The sequence below is a fragment of the Blautia sp. DFI.3.45 genome, assembly GCF_020593505.1.
GTDB classification, from domain to species: Bacteria; Bacillota; Clostridia; order Lachnospirales; family Lachnospiraceae; genus Blautia_A; species Blautia_A wexlerae.
Window position 1 is genome coordinate 19038 of sequence record NZ_JAJDMI010000028.1, and the last position, 18086, is coordinate 37123.

Here is an 18086-nt window from a genome sequence, read left to right on the forward strand (position 1 = left end):
AAAGCCTCAGCGCAGCCCGCTACTCCTGCATTATGTATTCTGCATTTCTTCTCTGTATTTCGTCGGAGATTTTCCTGTATGTTTCTTAAATGCCAGTGAGAAATAATTCGTATCTCTGTATCCTACCATCATAGCAATCTTTCCAGTCTTGATGCTGGTAGTTTCCAGAAGGCTCTTCGCCTTCTCAATCCTCTTTCTGACAATGTATTCATTACATCCTTCACCTGTAATCCGCTTAAATAATCTGGAGAAATAATTCGGTGTGATATAGAGACTTTCCGCAATGCTGGAAACCGAAATATCCTCTGCAAGATGCTCATCTATATAGTGTCTGGCATTGGAAATGGTATAATGTACATCCTCTTCATCATTTTCAATGAGCTGCTCAATAAACATTCTCGTAATCTCACAGGCCTCTTCTTTTCCTGCTGATGACAGACTCTTGGAGAGTGCATCCAACTTTCCTTCTTCCACCTCACACGATACTTCCATGTAGGAAAAAATCAAAGAGGAGGCAATCTCGAAACAACATCTGCGCACAGCAGAAGGGGAAAGATTATAGGATTCTGTTGCCTTAATAAAGGTATTAAATGCCTTTAGTACATAATCTGGAGTTCCTATATTGGAAATCATGATATTTCGCAGTTCTGCATAGATTTCCCAGAAGATTTTCTTCTTGTTCTGAGCCCCCATCGTCTGTATAATGTCCTGAATATTCTTTTTTTCATGTTCCAGAAGATATCTGGCATCATTGTAGGAAATTGCCAGATTTTCAAATCCTTGCACAGCACTTCCAACCGTAATCTTTGGTTTATATTCAAATTCATCCTTCAGCACATCCGACAATTCTTCAATCTGTTCCAGAACGCTGTCGTCATCATCTTTTTCAAAACAGACAATCGCAATCGTACCGTCATCATCTACAAATGTGATTCCTCTGTTTTGGGAATCCACCATGCTCATGCAGACATTTTTAACAGTCATTGCACGGAATTTTCCGTCATTCTGCTGTTCTGTATACATTCCCTGTTCCAGAAGAATCAGGCTCATTTTCTGCTTAATATCAAACTGAAAATCTTTCTGGAGAATATACAACTGCATTTCTTTATCTGCTTTTGTATGCACCAAATTTCTCATGCACTGCTCCAGTCTCATCTGCACTACAGAGCCTTGAGAGCGCCATACTCTGGCCTGATTCTGCTCTTTGTTTTCCTGCTCTTTCAGTTCTTTTATCTGCTTTTCTATCGCATTGAAAAGATCATCTTCATCAATCGGTTTCAGGAAGAAATCCTGCACCTGAAGCCGCAGGCTCTCTCTTGCATACTCAAAATTATCAAAGCCTGTAAGCACGATCACACGCAGTTCAGGTACTGATTCTCTGGCCGCTTTAATCAGTTCCAGTCCTGTCATTTCTGTCATCTGGATATCTGTAACCATAATTTCAGGACCTTCTTCTTTAAGAATCTTCAAAGCCTCGTTTCCTGACGCAGCAGTAAATACGTCATCTACTCCCAGTTTCTTCCAGTCTATGGCATTTTTCATCCCCATGCGTATCATCTTTTCGTCATCAACAATCAGTACTCTATACACACGTCCACTCGCCTCCCGCTGTGTTCTTTTTGATTTCTGTCTGATATGGCAGATGGATCACGACAGTTACTCCACCCGAATCATTCTTCTGGTAATTAAGACCATATCCCTCCCCAAAAAGAAGTTCAATCCTCTTGTTTACGTTTCGCACTCCATATCCGAAGGAATCCTCGTATCTGGAGAGCTGTTCATTCATTTCATCTATCTGTTCCTGACTCATTCCTGTGCCTGTATCTGATACCTTTATGATAACTTCATCCTCATTTTTATATGCTGTAAGATAAAGTGTACCTGTTTTTCCCTCTTTTACTTTCATTCCATGATAAATGGAATTCTCTACCAGTGGCTGCAGGGTCAGCTTCGGTATCAGGCTTTCTTCCACCTGAGATTCTACAACAATCTCACTTCCGATAATGTTGTCGTATCTCATGTTCTGGATAATCATATAATTCCTGATATGCTCTACTTCTTCTCTGATCGTGATCACGTCATGTCCTTTGCTGAGACAGATCCTGTAATATTTCGCCAGCGCCTTTACCATTGTGGAAATCTCTTTATTTCCTTCGGCAATCGCCTGCCAGTGGATACATTCCAGTGTATTATAAAGAAAATGCGGCTGAATCTGCGACTGAAGGGCATTAAAACGGATCTGCTCCAGCTGATGCTGTTCCAGTTTTACCTGTTCCATCAACACCTCGATTTCATCCATCATAGAGTTAAAACCAATTGCAAGCTTTGTGAAATCTTCACCCATATTGTCAACATTGATTCTTGTTCTCAGGGAACCTGTTGCAACATAATCCATATTAGATACTACCTTATTAAGGGGCTGATACATTTTCCTGACCAGTGCTCTTATAATAATGCTTACTATGATCAGCACTATGATCAGAACCAGAATCACAACAACCATTATATGGAATCCTGATTCCATCAGTTTATAAAAAGAAATCGAACTGACTACATAATAATTCCAGTTCTTAATCTTCTGGCATACATACATATTCCCATTCTTTGTAAATATCTGTATCCCTTTTTCCATCTCATCTATATAATTTACGTAACGGCCTGTCTCCTCTTTATCATTCGAAAGCAATATCATTCCACCTGTGTCAACTACTCTTGTTTCTGCTGAAGAATCTCCTACAGCCAGCATCCTCTGTACTGCCGGATCATCGAAATTCATGCACAGAAGCCCTCTTGCATCAGATACTTTTCTGGTATCATATAATGGATAATACAGACTCAATGTATATCTGTTCCCTTTATAATAATCGTTATAATAATCGTTATTATAGGAAACTTTCAGCGTTCCTTTCTGCGCATATTTGCTTCTCTCATATGCCTGGGGATACACTTCTTCAAACTGCGTAACTGATAAAGAACCCTTTCCTCTGTAGTAGTAACTTTTATAATCCGAACTGACAATGGCAGCAAAGTTCAGACTCTCATACATATTATTCAGATTCTCCAGCTTGCTGTAAACTGCATCAATGTCTGCTGTCTTCAGCTCATTTTTCTGCACCTGCCTGCAGTAATTCTGCACAGAATCATCCATGATCGTACCCAATACGATTTCTTTATATGAATCCATTGATCCCTTAAAAGATTCCGCAACTGTATTATTCTGCATCTGCAGAAGTTCTACAGACTGCTCTTTCATCGATGCTATAGAAAAAGTCAGAGAAACACCTGCAACCGTCAGCGTTACAATAAGAATACTGACGGTCACAAGTAAAAGTATTTTTTTATCAAATTTCCAGTGGCTGAATTTTGTTTTCCATTTGTTCATGTTGTCTTTCCTCATCTGTCACATAATTTCACATATACCCACATGATCAGGGGGGGATTTTACCTCCCCAATATCATACCATGTTCAATGGTAAATGGATACAACAGATTCTGCAGAAAGAATCAACCCTTTACAGCACCTGCAGTCATACCTTTTACCAGTTTATCCTGGAAAATAATAAACATGATAACCATTGGTAAAAGTGTTAATGTAAGAACCGCCATGATCATTGGTGTATTCATAGAATACTGTCCCTGAAATTCCCAGATTGCCAACGGCAGGGTACGATTCTGGGCAGACTGTGTCAGTGTATTTACAAATGAGAATTCATTCCACATATTTACACCATTGTAAATTGCCAGTGTCGCCATTCCGGGTTTGGAAAGCGGCAGGATCATGGAGAAAAACATCTGAATCTTTCCACATCCGTCAATTTCAGCAGATTCTTCGATTTCTCTCGGAATCTCTTTCATAAAGCTGGTCAGGATAAATACGGAAATCGGAACTGCGAATGCGACATACGGTCCGACCAGTGACCAGATTGTATCATAAAGTCCTGTTGACTTTGACATTTTGAATACAGGGATCAATGTAATATGTACAGGAATAGACATACAGGCTACAATGATCGCATAAATCGGCTGTGCCATTTTAAACTTAAATCTTGCCAGAGGATAAGAAGCGCATGCTGAAATAAACAGCAGCAGGATCAGGGAGATTGCAAGAACGATCACACTGTTCTTGAAGTAATTTGCAAACCCTCCTGTAAGTACCTCAGTGTAATTGGACCAGTTCAGTTGATCAGGAAGCTGGAATACACCCTTGGTAAGCATCTCAAATTTCTCTTTGAATGAGTTCAGCACCATGAATATAAAAGGTGTAAATGATACAATTGCTGCACCGATAGCAAGAACAAAAGCAATGATCCAGGCTATGATGCTTTTTCTTCTACTTTTCTTATAGCTGTCCATTCCTTAATCCTCCTGTTTTCCGTTTATAAGTTTCATAGTAATCATAGATACCATTGTAATCAGGATAAACATACCTCCTGCAATGGCTGAGCCATAACCCATGTTAAAGTTCTTGAATGATTCTTTGTACATATAGGTTGCCATCAGCTCTGTAGCAGTACCAGGACCGCCACCTGTCATAACATAGATCAGATCGAAGTATTTCAGAGATCCAACCATTGAAAGGATAGCTGCACTCTTAATTGACGGAATAAGAAGTGGAAGTGCAATCTTCCAGAAATACTGTCCTCTTGTAGCACCATCGATTCTTGCTGCTTCAAATACATCATATGGGATGTTTGTATAACCAGCCATAAAGTAAACCATGTAGAATGGTGTAAACTGCCATGCAATGATAAGAATAACTGTGAGCAATGCTAATTTTGGATTACCAAGAAGGTCAATGTTGCCCCCTCCGAACCATCCGGAAATTGTGCTGACAATACCTCCGTTTGTTGCAAGTGCGTATGTGAAAAGGAAACCAATTGCAACAGAAGACATAAGCATTGGAATAAACCAGATAACCTTGAAAATTGTAAGTTTCTTACCGCCAAAGTCAAGGAATGTTGCCATTGCAAGTCCTAACGGAATCTGGATAATGATAGATAGGATCATGATAATAACGTTGTTCTTAAATGCTATCCAGAATTTTGTATCTTTGATCAGTTTTGCCCAGTTTGCAAGTCCTACCATCTTCTTGTCTGCGGAAATACCATTCCACTGGTATCCGCTTGTAATAAATGTATCAATAATCGGATACGCGATAAATACTACTAATAAAATGATAACAGGTGCCAGAAAAAGTGCTGCTGTCTGACGTGTTTTTCTCTGTCTTAACTGAACCAGAGATATCCCTTTTTCATTCATTTTGGTGCCTCCTTTTTAATACTTTCTGAGATTTGATCATCTGACCTAACGTATGCCAGAGTATGTTTGAAAAATGCTTTCGGAATATGTTAGAGATATATTTCTGAGATGGTTTTTATATATTTTCTGACATGCTGTCTGATATGTAATTTGACATTGAAATGATTTTTCAAGCACGCTCTGTGTACTCACATATTGTTTTTCAAGATAAAGGGTTCTGCACTTTCAGCATGTGCAGAACCCTTCTTTTCTACCCTTACTCAGGTCAGAATGAATGCCTGCTTTCCTTTAAAGATTATTCAGCATCATCTGCTGCTGCATCATCTGTAGCTGCATCATCTGTAGCTTCTTCTGCAGTATCATCTGCTGCGCCGGAATCAGATTTGGTACTTAAATATTCGTCCATTGCTTTCTGCATTTCTTCCTGTGCTTCCTGAGGAGTCTTTGTCAGACCAAATACTTCCTGTAAGCCATCAAGATGTGCAGATGCAACAGATGTCGGCAGATACTGGTCATACCACAACTGGATAGAAGATGCTTCCTGAGCTGCATCAAAAATTTCCTTTACAACAGGATCTGAAATGTGGTCTCCTGCATCTTTTACAGGAACAATCTTGTTGTTAGAATATGTAATGTCTGCAACTTCATCAGATAAATGATCTGTTGCACATTCAAATGCTGCTGCAAGTTTATCACCTTCACAGTTGAAGCAAATGAACTGATCACCTACAGTACCGATCTGGATTGTAGGATCAGCATCGGAATCATCAATTGCAGGGAATGGGAACCAGCCGATCTTCTGATAGAATTCCTCACTGTCAGTCTGGAATGTTCCTGCATACCATGAGCCACAGAGAAGCATACCTGCTGTCTCCTGATACATTAACTGTTTTGCCTGTCCGTCATCTTCGCTTAAGGAGTTTACGCCATCCGGGAAGTATCCGTTTTTAACCCACTCCTGAATCTTCTCACCTGCTTTGATGAAGCAGTCATCTGTGAATTTGCCGCTTCCTGCAACTGCATTCTGGAATGGTTCCAGTCCGCCATAACGTGCTGCCAGAGACATGAAGTACATGGAACCTGTCCATTTGGAAGCATTAGCAAGTGCAAAAGGTGTAATTCCGTTTTCTTTTAATGTTGCACAGATATTTTCCAGATCAGCTAATGTCTTCGGTTCTTCAAGTCCGTACTGTTTAAACATATCTTTGTTGTAGAAGATACCTGCCAGAGAAACATTCAGATATGGGATTGCATATACATGTCCGTTGTAGCTTCCCTGTTCAATAGCTGCATCCAGAAGTTTATCTTTAACATCGGACTGATCAAGAAGATCATCAATCGGCTGAGCAAATCCGGAATCAATATATTCATACATCGGACCACCGGACCAGCTTGAGTACATATCAGGACACTCACCGGAGCTCATCGCGATAACAAGTTTTTCCTTGTATGTATCGTTCTGGATAGCTACCTGATTTACAGTATAGCCTGACTCTGTTTCTTTGTTAAACTTGTCTACTGCTGCAGTAACAATATCTTTGTCCGGGCTCTCTACCGCGATATTCCAGTAAGTAATTTCTTTGTCGTCAGCTGCAAATGCAGTTGTCTGCGCTGCCATCGGTACCACCATAGCTGCTGTCATGGCAAGTGCCATAATCTTGTACATTCTTTTTTTCATTTCTTGTTTCCTCCTTTTTTATTCACTTTGTATATTTAAGTGTATTTATCATAGCATTCCATTCACATAATGCCCATAAAATATTCTGTCCAAAATCTATAAATTTCTGTCTTTCCGTTTTCTGTGTGCAGAAAATTATAGATATCTGTACTGGAATCTTTCCAAAAATGTCTTCTGAGAACCAGCAAAAATTACTTTCAAATTTTAATTTTTTTATTATTTTTTGACTATTTTTCCATTATTTGCTTTAATATAAAAAGGAAGTCCCACCTACTGCTCATTACATTTTACAATTAAAGCAGAGGACTTACCTGATTCAGTTAACCTTTCAATCTATAGGAGGTCGTTTACATATTATGAGAAATTTTGAATATTATACACCAACACAGATTCTCTTTGGCAAAGATACCCACCTTCAGGCAGGTTCCCTGCTGAAGAAGTATGGAGCAAAAAAAGTTCTGATCCATTATGGAGGTCAGAGTGCTGTCCGTTCCGGACTGATTGATGAGATCACTTCTAATCTGAAAGAAGAGGGTCTTGAATACATCACCCTGGGTGGTGTCATTCCTAATCCACTTCTTTCCAAAGTCCGCGAGGGAATCGAATTATGCCAAAAAGAACATGTAGACTTTATCCTTGCTGTAGGAGGAGGAAGTGTTATTGACTCTTCCAAAGCCATCGGCTATGGCGTTGCCAATCCGAACAATGATGTCTGGGATTTCTGTCTGAAAAAAGCTGTTCCAACCGGCTGTCTGCCCATTGGTGTCATCCTTACAATTGCAGCTTCCGGAAGTGAAATGAGCAGTTCCAGTGTTATCACAAATGAAGAAACAAAAGAAAAACGTGGATGTGCAAAGACAGATTACTGCAGGCCGAAATTTGCCATCTTAAATCCACGTCTCACCTACACACTCCCACAGTATCAGACAGAAAGCGGATGTGTAGATATCCTCATGCACACCATGGAGCGATATTTTGTAAATATTGAAACTATGGAGATTACAGACAGTATCAGCGAAGCTCTGATGCAGACAGTCATTTACAATGCCCGTATTCTTATGAAAGAACCAGACAATTACAGCGCCAGGGCAGAAATTATGTGGGCAGGAAGCCTTTCCCACAACGGTCTGACCGGATGCGGTACAGGTGGTGGTGACTGGGCATGCCACCAGCTTGAACATGAACTGGGAGGTGTCTACAATGTAACTCACGGAGCAGGTCTGGCAGCTATCTGGGGAAGCTGGGCACGATACGTCTACGAGGTGAACCCTGAACGTTTTGCTCAGTTTGCCACCAATGTATTTGACATTCCATGTGGAACTGATTATAAAGAAACAGCCCTTGCAGGAATTGAAGCAATGGAAAATTTTTTCCGGTCTGTAAAAATGCCCACCAGTTTACATGAACTGGGTCTGGATCTCACAGATCAGCAAATTCATGATCTTGCATTCAAATGCAGTTTTGAGGACACTCGCACCATTGGAGTCTTTAAACAGCTCAATATGAGAGATATGGAAAAAATCTACCTTATGGCAAGATAAAATAAATTTTTGTTATAATTTTCTCTTTTTTCGCAAAAATCATAAAAATTACTTGCATTCAAACAATCGATATGCTATTATAAGGCCTGTGATACACAACAGTTCACAGACCAAATGCCCAGATAGCTCAGTTGGTAGAGCAGAGGACTGAAAATCCTCGTGTCGCTGGTTCGATTCCGGCTCTGGGCATTTTTTATTTTCTTTTTTGCTCACGGCTGGTTAGAAAAAGCCTGGGCATTTTTTATTTTCTTTTTTTGCTCACGGCTGGTTAGAAAAAGCCTGAGCATTTTTTATTTTCTTTTTTTGCTCACGGTTGGTTAGAAAAAGCCTGAGCATTTTTTTATTTCATTTTTTAATATTGTCTTCTCTCACTTTCAGCAGTATAATTTTTCCAGAGTATGTTTGAAAAATGCTTTCCGCAAGATGTGCATCACAATTTGTGGGAATGATTTTTCAAACACGCTCTAAGACTATCATGAAATTTTGTATCAATATCATCACAATTTTCCCAATATTAATACAATATTTTATTGAAGCAATATTTCACATAAGAAAGGAACTAAACTCATGAGTGACTTTAAAGTCGAGACTAAATGTCTCCATTCCGGTTACACTCCGTCTAAGGGTGAACCATGCGCACTCCCGATTTATCAGAGTACCACTTATAAATATGATACTACTGATGAAATGGGACAGCTCTTCGATCTTAAGGCAGAAGGATACTTCTATACCCGTCTGCAGAACCCCACAAATGATGCTGTAGCAGCAAAAATTGCAGATCTGGAGGGTGGTGTTGCCGCTATCCTTACCTCTTCCGGACAGGCTGCCAACTTCTATGCAGTCTTCAATATCTGCGAAGCAGGTGATCATGTTGTGGCGGCTTCTACTATTTACGGAGGAACCTTTAACCTCCTGGCTGTTACCTTCAAAAAGCTTGGCATTGACTGCACTTTCGTTGACACCGATGCTAGCCCTGAAGAAATTGCAGCTGCCTTCCGTCCTAATACAAAGGTACTTTTCGCAGAGACCATCGCAAACCCGGCCCTGGTAATTCTTGATATTGAAAAATTCGCAAAGGTTGCTCACGAACATGAAGTTCCGCTTATTGTAGACAACACCTTCGCTACACCTGTAAACTGCCGTCCTTTTGAATGGGGAGCTGATATCGTCACCCATTCCACAACCAAATATATGGACGGACATGCTGTGCAGGTTGGCGGAGCTATCGTTGACAGCGGTAACTTTGACTGGGATGCCTATGGACATAAATATCATGGACTGACTGAACCGGATGAATCTTATCATGGTGTTATTTATACTAAACAGTTTGGAAAGAAGGCTTATATCACAAAGGCAACCTCTCAGTTAATGCGTGACCTGGGCTCTATCCCGTCTCCTACAAACTGCTTCCTGTTAAACCTGGGACTTGAAACTCTTCCTCTCCGCGTGGAACGTCACTGCTATAATGCACAGAAGATTGCCGAATTCCTGAATGCCCATGAGAAAGTATCTCACGTAAACTATGCCGGACTTCCTGATGACAAATACTATGCACTTGCTCAGAAATACATGAACGAAGGCAGAACCTGCGGTGTTATCTCCTTTGAACTGACAGGTGGTCGAGAAGCTGCAGTCCGCTTTATGGACAGCTTAAAGCTTGCCACCATCGCAACGCACGTAGCAGCATCCAAAACCATGATCCTGCATCCTGCAAGCCATACTCACCGCCAGATGAACGATGAACAGCTTGTGGAAGCCGGCGTATCACCGGGAATGATCCGTCTCTCCGTTGGTATTGAAAATGTTGAAGACATAATTGCTGACATCGAACAGGCATTAAAAAACGCTTAAAAATCAAATTCAAAAAATCCGACAAAACTTCTGAAATGATTTTATCATTTTCTGGTTTTTGCCGGATTTTTACTATTTTATCCAAAAATATTCTTCAGAATTTTTACTCAAGCAGATATACGTCTGTATAATATACGCCTTTATCTTCCCCTTCCTGATGAGTGGCAACATAAATATCAATACAATTATGTTTAATCGCACCGCCACAGTCCTCAGCCACATAAACCTGTCCATTGATCACAACTTTCGAACCATATGGAATCTGTGTAGGATCTACAGCAATCGTACGATTCGTCGTAGCCGTCACACCTGTGGAGGTAACCCCATTCGCCCAGGGGCCACAGCAGATACTACATGGACAGTAATGTGTGATCTTAAACGTTCCAAGAGGTTTCAGTGTTGCATCAGAAGACACAGCAATAGGAGTTCCTACCTGAACACCACTGACAGCCGCTCCTTTTGAAGCAGTTACACCATCCACAGCCTCTGCAAAAACGCCTTTGCCTTCACTTTTATGAATTGTTCCTGCTTCTTCACCGTCTACTTTAGCGACCTTTGACTCCTCTGTTTTCTCCTCTGCTGCTGTATTCTCCAGAACACTGGTAGGAATATATCCAATGCCTCTTTTTCCATTCTCTTTTTTATAGTAAATCTGACTCCAGATGCCATTTACTGTAGCCAGGCGCTTCACTTCATCCTCCTGAATGACCTCACCTACTACCTGTCCATCCTTCTTTCCCGGATAATCCAGAATATCACTGTCCTTCAGTGCTGTAAAAGTTCCCTTTGCCTGAGCAACCTGATCACTGTCATTGATATGTTTTGTGGGCACATAGCCACTGATCTTTTCCGTACCCTTTTTGCTCTTTTTCTCATAAGTCACTTTACTCCAGCCATTATCACATACGGCCACTCTCTCTACACCGGTACCAAGATACACTCTTGCAAGCTTCTTTCCGTTTTTCCCTGGCATAGAACGTATATAAGTCGCCTTTGCAGAAACAGAAACCTTATCTGACTTGGCAACTGCAGTTACCTTCTCTCCACTTCCATTATCAATCTCAAAGGTCTGCGGTGTCTTATTATCCTGCTTATAAGCATTAATTGTCCCCTCATAATCCAGAATATCCGCAGAAACTGTTGTTGATAAAGTAAGCATACTACAAACTAATAATGCTAAAATTTTTTTCTTCATAAACTGAGCCTCAACTCCTTTATCGTCTCTCTCCGTCTGTCCTATCATAGCACACCCCCTCCCAATTTGCAATTTTCCACCCCATCCTTCACGGAATCTTCATAAACTATATTGCTTCTATTATTTCTATATGCTATAGTAAAATTATCAGAATTCTATTCTGCCTTACGAAAGATAAGATAAAATATAAATATTTTTTCGTAAAGGAGTGTGATTTTATGACTGCTGTTAAAGAACGTATTATAGGTGCTGTATCAATTATGAGTGATAAAGATGCTAATATCTTCTGGCATATTATTCAAAAACATTTTAAACTGCCTGATACATTCGCAGATATAGAAAAAGTTGAACCCGATGAAACAGATTTAATAATGTTAAAGGAAATCGAAAACAACCCTGACTGTCACGAATTCATTTCTCAGGAAGAATTAATGAAAGAACTTAATATGTAAGTATTGTTCCCTGAAAAGTGCCAATTTCAGCACTTTTCAGGGAGTCATAATTTTTCAATAAAACCATCATAAAAAATTTCAAAATAAATAAAAAAACATTTGACAAACTCCACTGCATATAGTATCATATATTTTGTCGCTGAGGTAATCACTCAACTGACATCATAAATGCGATAGTGGCGTAGTTGGTAACGCGCGACCTTGCCAAGGTCGAGACCGCGGGTTCGAGCCCCGTCTATCGCTCTTAAAGCATCAGCTAAGGCTGATGCTTTTTTCATCCCCTTCTATTAACTTTCCATAACTATAGCAATTCCATATCTGCGAATAACATCTATAGCCAATATCCTTGATTAACATCCCTGAGTCAAGCGTATATTCGCAATCCGCTTCGCTACGCGGCTCTACACCAGCGCAGGACATTATATGTTTTTGCCCGCATTTGCAGGAGTCTTAGAAAAAGTTAGCGCCAGGAAATCTGCGTTATGTAAAAAAATTTCACTGTCTGAGCCACATTTGCGGCGAGTTTGAAATTTTTTTACATGTTTTTAGCAGATTTCCTGGCGCTTAGTTTTTCTTAGGCTCCGAAACCGCGGACAAAAACATATAATGTCCTGCGCGTCCCCATACCAGCACCTTAGTGATGGAACAATCTGATACCAGTAAAACTCATCACCATTCCATATTTATTGCAAGTCTCGATCACAGCATCATCACGCACAGATCCACCCGGCTGCGCAATATACTTCACGCCACTCTTATGAGCACGCTCAATATTATCACTGAATGGGAAGAATGCATCAGATCCCAGTGTAACATCCGTCATCTGATCCAGCCATGCACGTTTCTCTTCTTTTGTAAATACTTCCGGTTTCTCTGTGAAAGTTTTCTCCCACATACCATCAGCAAGTACATCCATATATTCATCCCCGATATAAACATCAATGGCATTGTCACGTTCCGCACGTGAAATTGTATCTTTAAATGGCAGATTCAGCACTTTCGGGCACTGGCGAAGGAACCAGTTGTCTGCCTTCTGTCCTGCAAGTCTTGTACAATGTACACGTGACTGCTGTCCTGCACCAACACCGATAGCCTGTCCATCTTTTACGAAACATACAGAGTTGGACTGTGTATATTTCAGGATGATCAGAGAAATCTTCATATCTCGTTTTGCTTCCTCTGTAAGCTCTTTATTCTCTGTCACAATATTGGAAAGCATTGCATCATCGATTTCAAGCTCCTGACGGCCCTGCTCAAAAGTTACACCAAATACTTCTTTGTGTTCCAGCGGAGCCGGTACAAAGTTCTCATCGATCTGGATCACATTGTAATTTCCTTTTTTCTTCTGCTTCAGGATCTCCAGCGCTTCCTCTGTGTATCCAGGTGCAATAACACCGTCAGATACCTCTCTCTTGATCAGAAGTGCTGTATCTTTATCACACACATCAGAAAGAGAAATAAAATCACCAAAAGAGGACATTCTGTCAGCACCGCGAGCTCTTGCATAAGCGCATGCTAATGGTGAAAAATTCTTCCAGTCCATATCATTTACCCAGTAGATCTTTGCCAGAGTCTCTGTAAGAGGAAGTCCTACAGCAGCACCGGCAGGAGATACATGTTTAAAAGATGTAGCAGCAGGAAGTCCTGTTGCTTTCTTCAGATTGGATACCAGCTGCCAGCCATTAAAAGCATCCAGGAAATTGATATATCCCGGTCTTCCGGAAAGGATCTTTACCGGAAGCTCAGATCCGTCTGCCATATAAATTTTTGCAGGTTTCTGATTCGGGTTACAGCCATATTTTAATTCGAATTCTTTCATTATATAAATCCTCCGTATGAACCAAATAAGTATTTTAAAATTAATTCCTGTAAATAATTTCTTACTGCGAAAGCATCATCTTATGTTCACAATAATCTATGAGCACTATCTGTACTCAGTAAGTGACTATTATTTATTCTTATTAATGATCTTGCTTTCGTACTTACCTGTCTCAATATCAATATATCTTACAAACAGAGATACTTTGTTATCTTCGTTCAGGCTGTTCCAGAGAAGTTCTGCAAACTCATCCATATCATCCGGAATTGCTACCAGTTTCGGTTCGCCTTCAAAGCTTGGAAGTGGATTTCCGTCACATTTATAAGTATGGATGAAATGTCCCTCTCCTGCAATGGCATTCTCGTATGCAAATGTGTATCTGTTACATGCATCCGGATTTCCGTTGTTGCTCTTGAGAATTGACATTGCATAGTTGAATTTTCCGTTCTCTACGTGCATAACACCGGAGATACGAGGTGTATAGTTCGGACCGTCCGGCTCGAATTCTCTGCTTCTTAAGGACTGCTCAAAAGTAAGCTGATGATCCATTCCCTCATAAATGGTATCTGTCTGATCTCCGTTAGTTACGATTGTTTTGTTTCCCAGTACACGTACAGGTGCATAGATGATCAGACTCGGATCTGTAAGTTTGGACGGATCAAATGCCTGGGTACGGATTCCCTCACCATCCTCTACAAATACTCTGTTTCTGCTGTTCTCGCTTCTGCCCATGATGAAATAAGCTGTCACTGCTTTCTTACCGTCTGCGGAACGTCCAATCACAATTCCTCTGCCAGGATAGGAATTCTCTTTCAGTTCTTTTTCCAGTGATAACATTTCCATAATTTTTCTCCTTTTCGTTAAAAATAAGGTTAAAAAAAGCCTGGGAAACCTATTTATTCATTGAATAATTTCCAGGCTGCCCAGGCGGTCGGCTCATATACTCGCTGCACTCCCTGTAGGTAATCCTACTTCCGCCAGTCATGCAGGCACTGTCGTGAAAAAAAATCACACGTTGTTATTATAGTACAATACTTCTTTGTGGATTTCAAGGCAAATTTTTTTGTACTGTGCTGAATTTTCGTTTTACTGAACATCCTGCAAACCATAATCAACATCAATCTGCGCCGCAATATCCGATTTCATCTGTATCCATGCATCCGGATTCTCCACATAATATTTCGGACAGTTTTTTCCGGTAACATCATAATGCCGGATCACGTTCTCTGATGTAAGCCCAAACCGCACGCACAACCACGCAGAAAGCTTCACTGCCGAATCATAAGTTGCCTCATTAAATTTCCCCGTCTCATCCGGATGACAGCACTCGATGGACAAAGTATCTACATTACGTGAGTTCGTCGCATAGGACATCTCTGACGTAGGAATACACTGCACCACTTCCCCATCCAGCCCCACTACAAAATGACTGCTCACCTTTGTGTCATGAGTAGTCGCCAGATTCTCAAAGTAGTTCCTGTTTGCAATGGCTGTTGCCCCCGGATTTGCAGTATAATGAATGGCAATATACTGTACACTCTCAATAGGAATCTGCGGTCTGGAATATTCATTCGGTGTCAGCAGTTCCACATCTATGTACGGCGCCCCTTCTTTTTGCCATTGTTCCGGTCCGCCTGAAGAATCCGCATTATCTGTTCCTGACTGTTCCGCATCAGAAATCATCGTGTCAGAATTATGTAAAAAGTCCCCAATACTCCATCCATTTTCACTGGCCCGATTTATTATGATCCACCCGATCAGAACTATGATCACGAGCAGCATAAGGCTCATAAGAATTCTCTGATTTCTCTGCCTTACTCTGCTGCTCTTTCGTCTTTTCGACCTGCTGTTTTTCTTTTTTACTGCAGTTTTCCCTGTTCTGGTATCTGTTTTTTTCTTTTTGTTTGTATGCTTTTGCATTTTTACCTTCTCTTACGGGATTTTACTCCCTGCCAAAAATACCCCGGCCGGCATGCCTGGAAATCTTATTTCTTTCCATCAGCAGCCAGCCGGGGCATATATTACACCTGAAATTTATTATTTGTCATCTACGCTATAGTTCGGAGCTTCTTTTGTGATATGAATATCATGTGGATGAGATTCCTTAAGAGATGCAGCAGAAATCTTGATGAATCTGCCTGTTTCTTTAAGCTTCTCAATAGTTTCTGCTCCACAATATCCCATACCGGAACGGAGACCGCCCATGAGCTGGAATACAGTATCCTCAACATGTCCTTTGTAAGCAACACGTCCTTCTACGCCTTCCGGAACAAGTTTCTTCGCATTCTCCTGGAAGTAACGGTCTTTACTTCCGTTCTCCATAGCTGCGATAGATCCCATACCGCGGTATACTTTATATTTTCTGCCCTGATACAGTTCGAATGTTCCCGGGCTCTCGTCGCATCCTGCAAACATGCTTCCCATCATGCAGACATTCGCACCGGCTGCGATTGCCTTTGTGACATCTCCGGAATATTTGATACCACCGTCTGCAATGATCGGGATTCCGTATTCTTTTGCAGCTTCGTAGCAGTCCATAACAGCAGTGATCTGCGGAACACCGATACCTGCAACAACTCGTGTGGTACAGATAGATCCAGGTCCGATACCAACCTTAACTGCATCTACACCGGCCTCGATCAGAGCCTTTGTCGCAGCACCTGTTGCTACGTTACCTGCGATTACCTGCAGTTCCGGATATGCTGCCTTGATCTCGCGTACAGCCTTCAGAATGTTCTCTGAATGTCCATGTGCAGAATCAATTACGATCACATCTACAGATGCCTTTACAAGTGCATCAACACGTGCAAGTACATTAGCAGTGATTCCTACCGCAGCACCGCAGAGAAGACGTCCCTGCTCATCCTTTGCAGCCAGAGGATATTTGATCTGTTTCTCAATATCTTTAATAGTAATTAAGCCTTTTAAGTTAAAGTCATCATCTACAATGGGTAATTTCTCTTTACGTGATTTTGCCAGAATCTTCTTGGCATCTTCCAGTGTAATTCCCTCTTTGGCTGTAATCAGTCCCTCAGAAGTCATGCACTCTTTAATCTTCTTGCTGAAATCTGTCTCAAATTTCAGATCACGATTAGTAATGATTCCGACCAGTTTTCTGCCCTCTGTGATCGGCACACCGGAGATACGGAACTTTGCCATTAACTCATCTGCGTCCTTAAGTGTATGTTCAGGAGATAAATAGAAAGGATCTGTGATAACACCGTTCTCAGAACGTTTTACCTTGTCTACCTCTTCTGCCTGCGCTTCAATGGACATATTCTTATGAATAATACCAATACCACCCTGTCTCGCCATAGCGATCGCCATGCGATGCTCGGTTACTGTATCCATTCCTGCACTCATCATAGGAATGTTCAGTTTAACCTTCTTTGTTAAGTAAGTTGTGACATCTACCTGATTCGGAATTACCTTTGAATATGCCGGAACTAACAGCACGTCATCAAAAGTAATGCCTTCACCAATGATAGTACCCATTGCATTTCCTCCCTTGCGTATATGAAATTAAATTACTATTGTAATGTAAAAAGGAACCAGCAACTGGTCCTTTTATTTTCAACAAGTGTAACAAAAATCAGATTCTATGTCAATCCAAAAAAACTTTGCTCGGTGCTGAATTTTTCATAGCCTGTGCAAGTGCCTCATCCGGTTCCAGGATGATCTTGCATAAATTTCCGTCCAGTCTTGTGATAACACCAAAGCGTTTATGCTCTGGATTTCCTGATGAAAAGTCCAGTACTTTCATGTTCTGGTTTCCGTTGTAATAGTCCATTCTGTGGGAATCCAGCGGTGCTGCCAGATCTGCTTCTGATAATTTGAAGCTCTTTACTTTCTTTCTTTTTGTCTTTGACATGATCATGTCGATGTCAAAATCGCCATTGATAAACAGATATTCATATTCTACATCTGTTTTCGGGATTACAAAATAGCATGCAATTCCAAGCGCTACGGCAATGATCAGTGCCAGCGGTGTGATGATAAGTCCGGCAAATACTGCCAGCACTGTCAAAACGATCAGACCGTATTTGAGCAGGCTGTCTTTAGCCGTCTTATCTTTCTTTACCAGTAATTCTGAATACAAGTCGCCCATTGTTTCGTCTCCTTTTCATTTGTTCAGCTGTTGAAAACAGCTTTTTTTGCACAGCATATTTAACAATTATATTTTATTCATCATGCTGTTTTTCTGCATTATATCACAAAACGGAACCATCGTCTATGACGACGGTTCCGTTTCACATATTCCACCTGTACTATGTACTATTGTTACTGTTCA

At 40.9% G+C, this 18086-nt stretch carries 15 protein-coding genes, 2 tRNA genes and 1 riboswitch; of the genes, 5 read left to right on the forward strand and 12 right to left on the reverse strand.

The genetic code is table 11. The features are described from left to right. Positions 1-30 precede the first annotated feature (30 nt). The 5 genes from LJE09_RS10940 to LJE09_RS10960 form a co-directional block, all read right to left on the reverse strand. Complete coding sequence (locus LJE09_RS10940; protein ID WP_008705673.1) at positions 31-1590, reverse strand: response regulator; 1560 nt, start codon at positions 1588-1590, stop codon at positions 31-33. Continuing rightward, positions 1583-3382, reverse strand: coding sequence for a sensor histidine kinase (locus LJE09_RS10945; protein WP_008705675.1), 1800 nt, complete (start codon positions 3380-3382; stop codon positions 1583-1585). The genes LJE09_RS10940 and LJE09_RS10945 overlap by 8 nt, the downstream gene beginning before the upstream one ends. 122 nt (positions 3383-3504) lie before the next feature. Beyond that, complete coding sequence (locus LJE09_RS10950; RefSeq protein WP_008705677.1) at positions 3505-4353, reverse strand: carbohydrate ABC transporter permease; 849 nt, start codon at positions 4351-4353, stop codon at positions 3505-3507. A gap of 3 nt (positions 4354-4356) precedes the next feature. Then, a complete protein-coding gene (locus LJE09_RS10955) occupies positions 4357-5259 on the reverse strand; it encodes a carbohydrate ABC transporter permease (protein ID WP_008705678.1) in 903 nt (300 codons plus the stop codon). Between the two features lie 295 nt (positions 5260-5554). Beyond that, positions 5555-6937: an extracellular solute-binding protein gene (locus LJE09_RS10960; RefSeq protein WP_227295767.1), complete on the reverse strand. Its 1383-nt coding sequence runs from the start codon at positions 6935-6937 to the stop codon at positions 5555-5557. Positions 6938-7293: 356 nt separating this feature from the next. Here LJE09_RS10960 and LJE09_RS10965 point away from each other — a divergent pair, with 356 nt between their 5' ends. After that, positions 7294-8478 (forward strand): iron-containing alcohol dehydrogenase, encoded by a 1185-nt coding sequence (locus tag LJE09_RS10965; protein ID WP_144136949.1) that lies wholly within the window; start codon positions 7294-7296, stop codon positions 8476-8478. A gap of 116 nt (positions 8479-8594) precedes the next feature. Continuing rightward, a tRNA-Phe gene (locus LJE09_RS10970) sits at positions 8595-8667 on the forward strand. A 156-nt stretch (positions 8668-8823) separates the two neighbouring features. On the opposite strand, the gene LJE09_RS19190 is transcribed toward LJE09_RS10970, so the two are convergent. Then, a complete protein-coding gene (locus LJE09_RS19190; protein WP_368205757.1) occupies positions 8824-8928 on the reverse strand; it encodes a DUF6783 domain-containing protein in 105 nt (34 codons plus the stop codon). Between the two features lie 117 nt (positions 8929-9045). On the opposite strand from LJE09_RS19190, the gene LJE09_RS10975 reads away from it, so the two are divergent. Next, positions 9046-10329, forward strand: a complete 1284-nt coding sequence (locus tag LJE09_RS10975; protein WP_008705682.1) for an O-acetylhomoserine aminocarboxypropyltransferase/cysteine synthase family protein — start codon at positions 9046-9048, stop codon at positions 10327-10329. A 103-nt stretch (positions 10330-10432) separates the two neighbouring features. Here the strand turns inward: LJE09_RS10975 and LJE09_RS10980 are convergent, their stop codons facing one another. Beyond that, positions 10433-11572, reverse strand: a complete 1140-nt coding sequence (locus LJE09_RS10980) for a 3D domain-containing protein (protein ID WP_227311324.1) — start codon at positions 11570-11572, stop codon at positions 10433-10435. Between the two features lie 170 nt (positions 11573-11742). On the opposite strand from LJE09_RS10980, the gene LJE09_RS10985 reads away from it, so the two are divergent. Beyond that, positions 11743-11976 (forward strand): hypothetical protein, encoded by a 234-nt coding sequence (locus LJE09_RS10985; protein WP_008705688.1) that lies wholly within the window; start codon positions 11743-11745, stop codon positions 11974-11976. A 170-nt stretch (positions 11977-12146) separates the two neighbouring features. Next, a tRNA-Gly gene (locus LJE09_RS10990) sits at positions 12147-12219 on the forward strand. 391 nt (positions 12220-12610) lie between these two features. On the opposite strand, the gene LJE09_RS10995 is transcribed toward LJE09_RS10990, so the two are convergent. From LJE09_RS10995 to LJE09_RS11015, 5 genes are all read right to left on the reverse strand, one after another. Next, positions 12611-13795, reverse strand: a complete 1185-nt coding sequence (locus LJE09_RS10995; RefSeq protein WP_008705691.1) for a phosphoribosylaminoimidazolecarboxamide formyltransferase — start codon at positions 13793-13795, stop codon at positions 12611-12613. 129 nt (positions 13796-13924) lie between these two features. After that, on the reverse strand, positions 13925-14638 hold the full coding sequence (locus LJE09_RS11000; RefSeq protein WP_008705693.1) for an IMP cyclohydrolase: 714 nt from the start codon (positions 14636-14638) through the stop codon (positions 13925-13927). Positions 14639-14709: 71 nt separating this feature from the next. Next, positions 14710-14790, reverse strand: a riboswitch (ZMP/ZTP riboswitch). A 91-nt stretch (positions 14791-14881) separates the two neighbouring features. Then, complete coding sequence (locus tag LJE09_RS11005) at positions 14882-15586, reverse strand: peptidoglycan recognition protein family protein (protein ID WP_082433172.1); 705 nt, start codon at positions 15584-15586, stop codon at positions 14882-14884. Positions 15587-15832: 246 nt separating this feature from the next. Further along, a complete protein-coding gene (gene guaB, locus LJE09_RS11010) occupies positions 15833-17290 on the reverse strand; it encodes an IMP dehydrogenase (protein WP_008705695.1) in 1458 nt (485 codons plus the stop codon). Between the two features lie 109 nt (positions 17291-17399). Further along, the gene (locus tag LJE09_RS11015) at positions 17400-17903 is read right to left on the reverse strand and encodes a DUF6106 family protein (protein ID WP_022380754.1); all 504 of its coding nucleotides are present in this window, start codon (positions 17901-17903) and stop codon (positions 17400-17402) included. Positions 17904-18086: the final 183 nt, after the last annotated feature.